The organism is Prolixibacteraceae bacterium, from assembly GCA_019856515.1.
Classification (GTDB): domain Bacteria; phylum Bacteroidota; class Bacteroidia; order Bacteroidales; family Prolixibacteraceae; genus Halosquirtibacter; species Halosquirtibacter xylanolyticus.
In genome coordinates this window covers 1,360,142-1,373,134 of sequence record CP082230.1, presented here as the reverse complement: position 1 = coordinate 1,373,134, position 12,993 = coordinate 1,360,142, and the positions used below count along the sequence as shown (strand labels likewise).

General features: G+C 36.2%; 10 protein-coding genes. 6 read left to right on the top strand and 4 right to left on the bottom strand.

Annotated elements, in window-relative coordinates:
- Positions 1-70: 70 nt before the first annotated feature.
- A complete protein-coding gene (locus K5X82_04655) occupies positions 71-1,366 on the bottom strand; it encodes an McrC family protein (protein QZT38195.1) in 1,296 nt (431 codons plus the stop codon).
- On the bottom strand, positions 1,359-3,053 hold the full coding sequence (locus K5X82_04650; protein QZT38194.1) for an AAA family ATPase: 1,695 nt from the start codon (positions 3,051-3,053) through the stop codon (positions 1,359-1,361). Before K5X82_04650 ends, K5X82_04655 begins: the two co-directional genes overlap by 8 nt.
- Before the next feature lie 1,202 nt (positions 3,054-4,255).
- On the opposite strand from K5X82_04650, the gene K5X82_04645 reads away from it, so the two are divergent.
- Complete coding sequence (locus tag K5X82_04645; protein ID QZT38193.1) at positions 4,256-4,981, top strand: hypothetical protein; 726 nt, start codon at positions 4,256-4,258, stop codon at positions 4,979-4,981.
- A 1,428-nt stretch (positions 4,982-6,409) separates the two neighbouring features.
- Here the strand turns inward: K5X82_04645 and K5X82_04640 are convergent.
- Both K5X82_04640 and K5X82_04635 read right to left on the bottom strand, forming a co-directional pair.
- Positions 6,410-6,697 carry an antibiotic biosynthesis monooxygenase gene (locus K5X82_04640; protein QZT38192.1) on the bottom strand — a complete coding sequence of 96 codons (288 nt, stop codon included), beginning with the start codon at positions 6,695-6,697 and terminating at the stop codon, positions 6,410-6,412.
- 259 nt (positions 6,698-6,956) lie between these two features.
- Positions 6,957-7,739 carry a hypothetical protein gene (locus tag K5X82_04635; protein ID QZT38191.1) on the bottom strand — a complete coding sequence of 261 codons (783 nt, stop codon included), beginning with the start codon at positions 7,737-7,739 and terminating at the stop codon, positions 6,957-6,959.
- A gap of 220 nt (positions 7,740-7,959) precedes the next feature.
- Between K5X82_04635 and K5X82_04630 the strand changes: the two genes are divergently transcribed.
- From K5X82_04630 to K5X82_04610, 5 genes are all read left to right on the top strand, one after another.
- A complete protein-coding gene (locus K5X82_04630) occupies positions 7,960-8,190 on the top strand; it encodes a hypothetical protein (GenBank protein ID QZT38190.1) in 231 nt (76 codons plus the stop codon).
- 222 nt (positions 8,191-8,412) lie between these two features.
- Positions 8,413-9,570 (top strand): DUF4221 domain-containing protein, encoded by a 1,158-nt coding sequence (locus K5X82_04625; protein QZT38189.1) that lies wholly within the window; start codon positions 8,413-8,415, stop codon positions 9,568-9,570.
- 77 nt (positions 9,571-9,647) lie between these two features.
- A complete protein-coding gene (locus K5X82_04620) occupies positions 9,648-10,826 on the top strand; it encodes a DUF4221 domain-containing protein (GenBank protein ID QZT38188.1) in 1,179 nt (392 codons plus the stop codon).
- 280 nt (positions 10,827-11,106) lie between these two features.
- Complete coding sequence (locus tag K5X82_04615; protein ID QZT38187.1) at positions 11,107-11,856, top strand: hypothetical protein; 750 nt, start codon at positions 11,107-11,109, stop codon at positions 11,854-11,856.
- 52 nt (positions 11,857-11,908) lie between these two features.
- The gene (locus tag K5X82_04610; GenBank protein ID QZT38186.1) at positions 11,909-12,964 is read left to right on the top strand and encodes an efflux RND transporter periplasmic adaptor subunit; all 1,056 of its coding nucleotides are present in this window, start codon (positions 11,909-11,911) and stop codon (positions 12,962-12,964) included.
- The last annotated feature ends 29 nt before the right edge of the window (positions 12,965-12,993 follow it).

Below are 12,993 nucleotides of genomic sequence, written 5' to 3'. Positions count from 1 at the left end.
GACATTCGTGGTATTTAAGTCAACAACAAAATATCGATATATGACATTTTGTTGTTGCCTTAGATGTCAATTATATCTTCGGCATCTTTACCCCCAACTTATATATTCCACGATAACTTTTTAGTTCATGCTTTTTTAGATCATCAAGAGCAATGTGCTCCAAACCATTTTCTTGATCGGGATAGATAATCAGGCAGTCAATAAGAGATGAATCTTCAATAGCGAAAGTACGATATAACTTCTCCATGCGGGCATAACCACTCACTTGACGTATATCGTCGATATGAATAGATTGTTCCCTATAGCGTGGTTTATATTTGGCATCCACCACTATTTGAAATCCTTCTGTGTGGATCAAATAGTCGATAGAGAGTTGTCCCGCTTGGAATTGAAATTTCACATCTTCCTTAAGAGTGGCGCGCAATAAGTTGAGGACATGTAGTTCAAACACTTTACTCATATCAATCCAAAATGGGGGAGTGGTGACCTTTATACTAGACGGTGTGGTTTCCTGTATATTGTAGCCAAACCGCTTTAAGATAAAATGTGCCAGTTTCAATCCCCTCTCATACTCCTTAAAAAACTTATTGCTCTTCTGATGTTTCAATTCGTGTAACGAAACATCATCCGAAACATCCGTCAGGGCAGGAGAGATGTAATGGATCGTCGACAGAAGTTGTTTATGTTGTCCCATCTCGATATACTGCGAAAGATATCTTTGAGCAAAAAGAAACGCTTTTTTTAGCAGGCGATTTTCCATATTATTTACCCCAAATGCTTCATAGCAACACTGGGTATGAAGAGGACGTTGGCGCATTATATTGCGTTTGATGGTAGCCCCCACCTGCACTTTCCCTTTAATACGACTATGGAGATTCTTCTCTACACGATAGTATGATTTCTTCAATCCTTTGCGTACAATCTCTCGCAATATCGATAAGTACTCCACGATAAGTAGTGGGGTCAGTAGATCCTCTTTCTGAGATATTTCGATAGGTGTCTCATCCCACTTTACCCAAAACAGCTCCTCCACGGCATGATGTGCATCCGGAAAAGAGAGAGAGTTAAAGATAATACCTAAATAATCCACTTCACCCTCCTCATCATTGATTTTGGGGTGAACCTGAATGGCCTCCTTTCTCTCCTGATATAACCAATCTACACCAATAAAATATGAGGTCTTGAGCTGGTAACTTTTATCCTCATATTGGGTAGAAAAGCATGATAACGAAGCGTCTTTTCCTCTATGTGTCTTTGGAAAAAGCACACATCGATCCCCATAAGAAAAATCGGGAGTCTCTTCTTCTATGAGGTAGGCTATCTCTAAGGAGTCATGCTCCGAACAGGATATAATCTTATTATGCATGGACATCTAACGCTTCGATAATTTCAGTGGCACTAGGTTGAAGAATACCATCTTTCACATACTCTCTTAAGATCGGTTTGATCTCATACTCCAACTTCATCTTCAGATCCGAAGTCGTTTCAGCCATAAAATAACTATGTCCTAACTGTATCTCTTTATAATCGAAATCAGGAGCAAGGTATTTCGCATTCTCTTTTTTATCTCCCTCTTCCGTAACAAAAAGTTCGCTTACACGATGAAACAATTCACTTGCCTCTCCTTCAGTAATCACCTTCTCATTTGGCAACATATCAATAAACGCAAAACGACGTCGAATAGCATAGTCAATATGCCCTACACTTCGGTCTGCGGTGTTCATCGTACCAATGATATATAAATTATCTGGAATGATAATCCTACGATCTCCGTCCACAGCATACATGCTCTCCACCGCTTCGCCTCGATACTCTAATGCATAAATCAGTTCTCCCATGACCGATGGCAAATTGGCCCTGTTAATCTCATCAATAATCAACACAAAGTTTTTTACCGTAGGTTGCTCTTTATGCGTGGAGGGCATATTATTCAGTTCCGATGGAAATGCATCTCTGAATTTCTTCGATAAATTATTAAAATAGGTCGCATGATGGTCTGCAAGTCCCGATAGCCCGTCGGCATGTTTAATGGCTTGCCTTGTATGGGCTTGCAGAAGTTCTATCTGCACCAAATCCTCGAACTTTATTCTTGGTGCATTGCCCCAATTATCTCCCGTATAGCGAAACCCTTTATCACTCACCTCCGAGATATATACAGAATCGGTAATAGGATAACGACCGTCATTATCGATCTTCTCTTGCACTTGGTCCGCAAATTGCGTAAGGAGCTCATAAACGTGTTGCTCTTTCGAAAACGTCTCCTTCTCTAATGTCGCCAACTGTACGTTCTTTAGTGCTTTGTCTGCAAAGTCAGCAAGAATACGATTCTTGGTATTATATTGTATACCATCTTTCCCCGATGACGCTTCAATACCTCTCACAAAATCTTCATAAGAATAAGATGGGTGGAACTGTGTTAATTGAAACTGCTCCGAGGTCTCCAAACGCTTTTTCTGTTCTCTTTTATCTTCCGACACCTCCCCGAATATCATCTCTTCAGCTATATCTTTGGCAGAATAGGTCTTACCTGTGCCAGGAGGACCTTGCAAGATAATCTGTCTCTTCTTCTTCAGTACTGAAATGTCATTTGATGATAAATTATTTTGATGTAGCTCTTTCATTCTTTCAAATAGTTCGTTTTCTGAGTGTATGGATTCGATCGACTTATAACCAAAAGATGGTTTAATCATCTTAACCGTTCCCATTTGACCTGCTCCTTTGAGTGTGTTATCCTGTAACCCTTTATGGGAAACCCCTTTGCGTGGTGATGCATCATCGTGGAATATCCACTCCCTAATCGGAAAAATTTGGTTCCATCCATCCTCTCCATTTATCGCTACCTCTCGAGAACACTTTTCTCCATAAGCAATAAACTGATTATTATACTTCAGAATCAAAATATCACCATCTTGAATCTCCCTGTAATGTCCTCGCTGGGTGGTGTCTTCATGAAATACAAAGGCGCCGTGCTCAATCATACGATCTAGATTTTCTTCTGTATAGCCTTCATGATTGCTCCCAACGCTACAAACAAAATATTGCTGTTTATTCATCCTGCTTCTCTTTTGATAAAATAGACCCATTTATTCAAATGTGAATCCAAGATGAAGATATAAAATTATACACATAGATGGATTCTATATTACCCCTTAACCTTACAGATTAAAAAGTAATACCAAGGGAAGAAGCGCAGGAAATAGCACACAGATGAAACAGATGGCACTGATGAACACAGATTCAAATGGAACCACGAAGACAGAATTGCGAATGCTGAGCCCTAGTTAGGTGTCATGTAACATGTTCAAGTGCAGGGGATAATACACAGATGAAACAGATAGTACTAATGAGCACGGATCTTTATTATGGCTGTGGTGCAAGGAAAATACAGCCACAGATTCAACGGATGAGACGGATTTCCACCGATTTTTTTTATTTTGCAACCTTCCCTGAAAGGGAAACCGAACTTAGCCCAATGGTGAAAATCATAATTTGACCGAAGGTCAAGGTATTGGTTGAAGCCTTGGAAAAAAAATCTCCTTACAACCAAAGGCCTGACCCAGAGGAACAACTGGGAAAGCTGAGCTCCAGCTCGGCATCATGTATCACACTAATGCTTAAATGTAATAATCGCCACGGATTCAACGGATGAGACGGATTTCCACGGATCTTTTAATTTTGCAACCTTCCCTGAAAGGGAAACCGAACTTAGCCCAATGGTGAAAACCATAATTTGACCGAAGGTCAAGGTATTGGTTGAAGCCTTGGGAAAACAAACCCACCACACAATCAAAGGCTGAAGGCCTGACCCAAATAAATGTTTAATAATGCAACAACGATGCACTGAAAGTGCTACAATTAATAGCCCCGTGAAAAGCGATGGGTATTAATGAAAATACAGATCTAGGCTGTAGATCCAATTATCACAAATTCATTCAAAAGTAGCAATTCAGTATATGTCTAGGCTATTGTGTCTAGAACATTTAGGGCTTTGTTGTTGCGGAAGACAGTCTTTATTATAATTTTTCTTACTGTATTCGTTCACAGTTAGTACGGATTACTTCCATGTCATGTGTTTTGTAATGTTAATTTTATTCTTTAAGGCTGTAATGAAGAATGTGTTACATTGATCATAATTTAAAATTGATTATTATTGTATGTTTCATTCTTATCGGTATAATTCTTATCCAACGAATTTAACGATCTGAGTTGATTTCTACTTATATAAATGAATTTCATAATCAATAAATATATTAGTATGGCGTTTTTGAATTTTTTTGAACAAATACTAGAATCCATTGATGACTCAATGACAAGTCGTGTAGTTCCTTTTGTCAATCCAACAGAGGTTTATAACGAAGGTTGGTTGATAAGACTATTAGTATATCAATCAAAGAAATATAATGTTGTAATTGACGGCTTAATTGATTTTTCAGAGATAAATAGTTGGACATCAGAAGGTCTTATTTCAAGTCCATTTATTAAGGTGGATGTAAAAAGAGAAGGGTATACGCATGCGGATATGGCTCTTGGTGATTTTAGCATAAATTATGGAGAGCGTGGAGAGATAATTGTAAATGATGATGCAAAGGTTTTTGGAATTATTGAAGCAAAACTCAAAAGCAACTTAAGTCAAAAAACAACACATGCTCCTGATTATAATCAAGCAAGTCGAAACTTTGCATGTGTCTTGAAAAATGCAAACAATAAATATTGTAAAACTTTCTTTGCCGTTGTTGCACCTCAAAAAAGATTAGACCATTACAAAATCGAAGCTCAGATCAATAAAGACAGGATGGTTAAGCAGATTATAGAGCGTTATAAAATATCAAATATTCCAGTCGATCATGATCTCATTTCAAGAGCTGAACAAGCAATCATAAAAGCATTCTCATATGAAGACTGGATTGCATTGCTACCAATTGAGGTACAAGAAACAACTAATGATTTCTATAGAACATGTCTTAAATGGAATAGATTGTAATCAATATTTTGAATTGTATAAGTTAAGTCTGCTCATATGAAGCAAACAATTAAACCTTCAATTGTTGAAGGCTTAGTATTCTCTTTATTTTATGTTTAAGAAGAAAATGGCAAGTGATATTTTTTATATGTCTGTAGCTACCTTCATAAAAAACTATTCATTGAACAGAAGCGTTAAGTCATTTTTTCAAACCTATATAATTATAACTCGTACTGAAAGCACTATAGTTATGTATCCTTGTGTGAATCGCTGGAGATAGGTGAAATGACTGTAGGGCTGCAAGTCAGCCCTACAGTCTTATACTTCTATACTTATCATCTATCATAGCTAGAACGAGAACTTCTTTAGGCTAAAGGTTGGCTCCTTACCTTCTGATATGCCTAATGAAGAGATGCTATGGTTTTGAGAAGTAGACAGACATGGTTTATTTACACTTTGTATGAACAGGTTGGATGCAAATATCAATCGTTTTTTTTAGTTCTTGAACATTAAAAATTATTTTTGATAAGTTTCGGAGATACCCGATTGCGTCGGTCACTGCAAACTGCATATCCATTTTGCAATGATATCGTTACGAATAGTGACGGTGTAAAATTAACTCTGTCTAAATTTTCTTAAATTAGTATACATGGAAAGAGTAGTTTTATAAGGTAATCCCTCCGGTTTAATTGAGAGATGACAGGGATGTCACTATAGTATGATAGGGATATCAATCGGGTTTTAAACGGGTTTAATACGGTCTTCGTTTATAGTCAGCTCAAAACTAGTCCAGAGTTCACTCATGTTTTTGTCCCCAAACATGAGTGATGTGTGAGCTATGTATGAGGCAAGTATGGACTAGCACCGTTTGAATACCGTATGAAAACCGTTTCATAGCCCTATCCAATAGCAGGTATATTTCAGGTGATCTCATTTTTATTGTATGTGTGGATATTTAATAGGATGTGTAAATTAAATTATGTATTCATGTTTTATGGTTAACCGATCTTACTCTTTTTAGTTCACCTTGCCTTGTCTAATAGGCTACTTTCCCCTGCCTATGCCCTGCGATGACTCGAAGTCGACTCGAATTTCATTCGAATTTCATTCGAATTTCATTCGAATTTCATTCATCGATTTCCCATTTTGGGTGAGGAAACTTCGAATGTAGTTCAAATGATATTCTAAAGAGGGCAGGGGTTCGTCGTATGTTATTCAGGGGTAGGTGGCATTAAAGAGCTCTTCTCTTTGATGTCAAGCTAATTTATGATCCAATACTCTTGGGTGGAGGGGATCAATATAAGAGAGGAAGGGTAAATTGAAAAGGAGATAAGCAAAAGGCTATCTCATGGACCATACAGACGATGGAAATATTGGTTATTCCTACACTATATCTCCATGAGATAGGTTTTTCTTAGATTCTTAGCTCGGTGACTTAAATGTTATACCTTAAGATTTCACATCAAAGACGTTGATCTCTAGCTCTTTTTCAAGCCAAGGGTTTGTCTTTTCAAAGAATGCATTCATATGTGGTGTGGCAATGTGTGCATCTAAAGTTTCTTGTGACTCCCATTTCTCAAAAATAAAGAGATTTGGGCTATCTGCATCTTTTTGGAATATCTCGTATCTTATACACCCTTCTTCGTTATGGACAGTCTTAGAAACCTCATTGAAGGTGTTTAAATAACTCTCTTTGTGCTCTTTTTTAGGGTGACAATCTACTGTAACAATGATCATAGTATTACGCTTTAAATTTATTGATAAAATCGTATTATTTGTCTTAATGAACTCCTCTTATTGTTCTTCAGTTTCTTCATATTGGAAGCATAGAGTTACCAATATAGCTTCAATTTTTGATAATGAACAATATTTACTCTCTTTCGTTTGGTGTATACTCTATTTTTACCGTCATGGTTAAAAGCATGGGTGAAAAAGTTATTCAAACATGGGATGTGTATTTGCCTATTAGCGGAGTGTGATGTAGTAATTGATCGCTCTATTGATAATAGGATATCTCATGGGTTACATACGTATAGCGTTTATTATATCCATCGCTATATTTCTCAACCCTTTTGATCCAGTTATCATAAGAATCAAATTCAAGGTATTCGTAGCTTATCGTATATGAAATATTATCTTCTAAACTTGTTTGGATGCTCTCTATGTGGCCATCTTTATAGGTGTATTTTACATCATAATTACTGATGTCTATAGGCTTTTGTGATGATTTTAATGCTTTATTCTTTTTATCATCGATGGATGAATCTACCTTTTGTTTATATGTGAAGAGCTTATACTTCATCGATTTGATGCGATGATAGATATCATAGCTTACCCTAAATTCCATCTCTTTTAGTCCGTTAGGAGTGAGCTTTTCGTAGTAGGTTTCAAAGTCTGAATAGTATTGGTATTTCTGCGAATACATTAACTGTCCATCCGCATCAAATATCTTCTCGACATCTATTCGCCCATCTTTTCTTTCAGGGATGAGATACATAATAATCTTATTGTCTTGATCTTTGTATTTTATAGAGTCGTAATTGCCCTCGATATTCATGTAGAAATTCTCGAATGCGTACTGTTGTATGTAGCTTTTTGTCCATTTTCCATCTTTTTTCTGTGCATCGTATCTGGTCTCATGACACTCTTTTACCTCTCCTTTTAGTCCTAATATGTCTTTATCTTTTGTAGGGTTGGCACAGGATAGTGTTAAAATGCAAAGTAGTGTAACTAGGAGTTCTTTCCTTTTTATTATTGTCTTTATTGCTTTAAAGATCATACTTCGGATTGTTTATAAATTGATAATAAATGGTGTTCTGTGAAAAAGTGTCTAAAATACAATAATTTCTATTATGAATTAAGTGAGTGGAGATGATTGTGCTTATTAAATGGGATGTTAGAGATAGTATTGTTAGATAGATTTAATTATTGTTAAAAAATATTTTGATTAAAAGAGGTGATATATTATCTTCATGTAACGTTAACTTAAATTTATTACTATGAAAACTAGATCGAAAATTTCCTTACTAGTGCTTTTCGTTGCTACAATCGTAACGAGTGTTTATGCAACAAAAGACATTAGAACTGTCCAAATTCCTTTGCGTCATTTTGATGGGTGTAATTGTTTGGTGAAAAATGGTTCATGTCTTCCAACTATCATTATTACTCCTAGTCCATCACCAGCACCTAAGTTTGTGGAAAAGGGGAATATTGCAACTGTTGCAGAGTAGTAAGACATGATGCTGAAATAAATTTAGATAAGAAGAGGGTACTTATTCTTTTATTGTATCCTCTTCTTTATAAGTACTTATGTTGAGATACTTTATGCTACCTCTATATGATTGAATTTATGCAAGATATTTATTTCTAGCAGTAAAAATACTTTAAGAGATCCGGGGTAATAATATAAATAGGCTGATGTACTTATTTTACTAAAATAGATGGTAAAGAAAATGGACGTTTATAAAATAAGCCAACAGTTTTTAGTAGGACTATTGGCAATTGCTTTTCTTTTCTCTTGCAACAATACAAAGAACGATCAGAAGACATTGAGATTGGGAGAGGAGTTGATTATACCTGTATCTAATCAGTTTGATGTGGATCAAGGTCGTTTTACTTATTACCATGGTGATAAGAAGGGGGAAGAGTATCTTATTTATTATAATAAGAATAATAATGTTGTATCGGAAGTGTCCTTGTCTCAACAATCAGAGCATAAGTTGTTTTCGTTGGCCACTAGTGGTGAGTATAATGTTGGGGATGCAATGATAGTGCAGAAACTCACAACAGATAGTTTTTTGGTTAATAGTCCATTAACTTATAATATGTCGTGGGTGGATAGAAATGGACATCCTGTCAAACATATAGCCTTTCTTGAAGGTTCATCGAATAATCAGACGTCGACAATTTGGTTTGGCGAACGCTCTCCTTTTGTAAAGGTGAACAACAGAATATATGTCGGAGCGGCACCGGATAAGGATTTATCGAGTATCTCTTTTTATAAAAACAGTAATACTTTGTTTGAATGGGCTGTGGAGACAGATTCTTTTCGATACTTTATGCCTTTTCCTAAGAGAGTACAGGAGGATTTATGGGGGATTAATTGTAGTATGCCTACAATCTGTTTGTCTCTAGATCAAAAAAAACTACTACTGAATTATCCGATGATGAAATCTTTGATTTCGTATGATCTTAAAACCAAAACATCTCGTGAGATTTCGATTTTAAATGGGGCTAATTATGAGGTAGAACCAAGAGGTTCGAAATATAGGCAAAATAACATATATGTATATGATATGACCACACCATATCTGTATACTTCACTTATACGAGATCCCTATCGGAAGGTATATTATCGTATTGTGGAGCATGGGCTGGATGCAGAATTAGTGAAAGAGACCAGATATAAATATTGGTTGTATAAAGATATCTCTGTTTTGGTTTATAATGAGAGCTTTGAACAGATTGGCTCTCGTCGATTAGCATCAGGTAGATATGCATGTAGAAAGTTTTTTGTAGGAGAAAAAGGGCTGTATGTTCAGTTGTTTCATCCTGACAATCAGAATTTGTCAGAAGATGAATTGAAGTTTCAATGTTTTGAACTGAAATAGATCATTGTGTAGTTTAAAGTAGATGATGTAGTTGGTGAAATTTATTAATCTCCTATATGGATTTAAAATTTAGATTAATGTTAAGTAAAATAAAGAACATTCGTCCAATGGAATATAATTGGCTTATCCTGGTTGTTTCTTTTATTCTGTTTTCTTGTGTTGAAAATAATGAAGATAAATTTATTATAAAGAGAGGCGAACTTATCTCTGTTCCTGTATCTAATCAGTTTGATGTGGATCAAGGTCGTTTTACTTATTATCATGGAGATAAGAAGGGTGAGGAGTATCTTATTTATTATAATAAAAATAATAATGTCGTATCCGAGGTGTCCTTATCTGAGAAGAAGGAGCGTAAGTTGTTTAAATTGGCTAAGAGTGGGAAAGATAATGTTGGAGATGCAAATATAATTCAAAAGTTAGGCAAAGATAGTTTCTTGGTTAATAGTCCATTGACATACAATCTGTCTTGGGTTGATGGCGAGGGACATCCTGTAAAGAACGTTGTATTATTGAAAGGATCAATGAGTGATGAAACATGTACTGTGTGGTTCAACGAACATACGAACTTTACTAATGTAGATAACCTGATCTATATGGCTGCTGCACCAGATAAAAATCCAGATAGTAGTTCCTTTTTTATGAACAGTAACACCCTGTTTTCATTAGATATTAAGAGTGATTCATTCCAATATTTTATGCCTTTTCCAAAGGATATACAGGGCTACTTATGGGGGTTGACTTGCGCTAGGCCATCCGTCTGTTTGTCATTGGACGACAAATCATTACTGGTGAGTTATGGTATGAAAGAAAGTTTGGTTTCATATGATTTGTCAAGTAAAGAGGTTGGAGATGTGAATATTAAAAATGGCTCTGCATATAAAGTGGAGAAATGTGATCCAAGTTTGGTAAATAAGGGGCTTAGCTTTTATGATATGACAACCCCTTATTTATACACAGGTTTACTTCGTGATCCTTTCCGTCATGTCTATTATCGTGTGGTAGAACATGGCTTGGATAAAGAGCTTGTAAAAAAGACCAAATATAAATATTGGACTTATAAAACTATTTCAATTTTAGTTTATAATGAAAATTTTGAGCAGATTGCAGAGAAAAAACTTGAGGATAGAAAATATGTGAGTCATAAATTCTTTGTAGGAGAAAGGGGGTTTTATGTACAACAATTTCATCCTGATGATCCAAATGTATCGGAAGATGAACTGAAGTTCCAATGTTTTGAATTGATGAAGAGGTCATGACTCATCTTTAAAATCAAGGCCTGTTCATAAAAAGAAAATAAGCCTACCATATCTTATTCTCAAGATCTTAGTATCCCTTTTCTTTTTATATTAAAGGAGAGGGTGACATACTATACCTGATAGGGTATCACTCTATAGACTAGGCTATAAAGTTTAGCATTTTCGGTGTATTGGTATTGCAGTGGGAAATGAACTCTTTTATGAACAACCCGTGTATGTAGAAATTAGACTAATAATAATATCTTGTTGAAAAGTGTTATTTTATAAAAGTGAACCTAAAATGAAAAGATTTGTTTTTTGCATCCTCATATTAAGCTCATGGATTATGACAGGGTGTCAATCTACCTCGTCTAAGGTGTCGTTGGCAGAAACGATTGGAGGATATTATCCAACGCATAAGGGGTATGTTCTTGTGTTACCTCCTAGTGGGTGTCAAGGCTGTATGCGTCGAACTTATGATTTTATTAGCGCACATGATGACTCTTTACTTACTGTGGTGAGTGACTCTAAAAAATATATTCAATCCATTAATGGAGCCAAAAATCGGAGGGGGACAGTGGCTAAAGATCTTAACTATGGGATGTTTCCTATGTTATATTATGTAGATAAAGGGAAAGTGGTTACCCGATTTGAATTGGATAGTTATTGTGTTGTACAAGAGTTGTATGAGTTGGATCATATTCTAAACCATAAAGAAGTAGATCGCGATGATATTGTTTATAGATATTCTCAAGTAAGGATTAAACCTCGTATGACGCAAGGGACGTTTGTTGAAGCAATAAAAGGATTAGATTATAGTATGCCATTGGTGGCATCGCATGAAATATTGATCTGTTTTGTGGTTGGTGTAGATGGAAAGGTTAAAGATGTCGATATTAAAGAACATATGGAGGAGCAAGATTACAGTTATCTGGTGGATCAAATATATAAAATAGGGCCTTGGACTCCTGGGCAAGATGGGGCATTCCCGTCACCTGTGTCGATTATGTTTCCAGTTACTTTAAAGAAACAATCTGAATCTAATACTTAACCTGTTTTATTATGATCTCCAAATTGAATGCAATAAGAATTAATGGATAGATATGAGAAAATATAGTGTCATGTTTTATATCATAATCTCTTTATTGTGGGTTGCTTGTCAGCCTGCAGAAGAGAAGAGAGGTGATGAACAAGCTGTTTCAGAAAGACAATATGCTACGGTGGATGTACGGGTAGAGGAAGCTGTTCATAAAAAGCTTACAAAGGTGGTAGAGATGCAAGGTTGTGTTGATGCTACGGAACGTTATGCTATCTATTTTAAAAGAAATGGCTACCTACTTAAGCTGCCATGTCATGTTGGAGAAATGGTTGGCAAAGGTCGATTGTTGGCACTACTTGATACACAAGAGGTCTATTTTGATTGGAAACGGAAGCAAGTTATGTTTGAAGAGGCGAAACTGACTTGGAAGCGTATGTTATCTGATCAAGGTTTAACAGAGGATCAGTTAGATCCAACCTCTGTCAAAGCTCGTTCGATTGATTTACGGTCGCATTTATCTTTACGAAGAGTAGAGATGGAGGTGGCAAGATCACATCGTGATGACTGTTTTTTAGATAGCCCTATAACAGGTGTCGTTGCAGGTATGGGGGTACGAGTAGGAGATTATATTACAGCAGGGAAGAAGCTTGCAGAGGTGTATAATCCCGAATTGATGTGTGTTCAATCGTCTCTTTTAGAGGAAGACCTAATGAAAGTGCAAGTGGGAGATAAAGCGACAGCACGAATGGCCGAAGGGAACAAAGAATATATTGCGACTATCATCTCTATTGATCCTATGGTAGATGACAAAGGATTGGTTGCTGTGAGAATGGCGCTACCTACAAAAACCAAATTAGTTCAGGGGATGCATGTGGAGGTGTCTTACCAAATAGAATCAGATCATCGTTCTGTTGTTGTGCCAATGAAAGCGCTTGTCAAGCGAGATGGAAAGTACGTTGTTTTTGTCGTTCAAGAGGGCAAGGCGGTTTGGCGTGATGTTGTTTTGGGTGGTCGTAGTGGATCAGAAGTTGAGGTGGTTAAAGGGGTTGAAGTAGGAGACAAGGTTATTGTTGAGAATAACTTGCTTCTTTCTCATGGTGTCGCAGTTCATGAGTTGTAATAGATTTAACTTTCATCCACTTTTACAAT

Bases quoted from the DNA above. Each gene is read 5' to 3' on its own strand.
- K5X82_04655 (QZT38195.1), bottom strand. From the start codon at position 1,366: ATGCATAATAAGATTATATCCTGTTCGGAGCATGACTCCTTAGAGATA.
- K5X82_04650 (QZT38194.1), bottom strand. From the start codon at position 3,053: ATGAATAAACAGCAATATTTTGTTTGTAGCGTTGGGAGCAATCATGAA.
- K5X82_04645 (QZT38193.1), top strand. From the start codon at position 4,256: ATGGCGTTTTTGAATTTTTTTGAACAAATACTAGAATCCATTGATGAC.
- K5X82_04640 (QZT38192.1), bottom strand. From the start codon at position 6,697: ATGATCATTGTTACAGTAGATTGTCACCCTAAAAAAGAGCACAAAGAG.
- K5X82_04635 (QZT38191.1), bottom strand. From the start codon at position 7,739: ATGATCTTTAAAGCAATAAAGACAATAATAAAAAGGAAAGAACTCCTA.
- K5X82_04630 (QZT38190.1), top strand. From the start codon at position 7,960: ATGAAAACTAGATCGAAAATTTCCTTACTAGTGCTTTTCGTTGCTACA.
- K5X82_04625 (QZT38189.1), top strand. From the start codon at position 8,413: ATGGACGTTTATAAAATAAGCCAACAGTTTTTAGTAGGACTATTGGCA.
- K5X82_04620 (QZT38188.1), top strand. From the start codon at position 9,648: ATGTTAAGTAAAATAAAGAACATTCGTCCAATGGAATATAATTGGCTT.
- K5X82_04615 (QZT38187.1), top strand. From the start codon at position 11,107: ATGAAAAGATTTGTTTTTTGCATCCTCATATTAAGCTCATGGATTATG.
- K5X82_04610 (QZT38186.1), top strand. From the start codon at position 11,909: ATGAGAAAATATAGTGTCATGTTTTATATCATAATCTCTTTATTGTGG.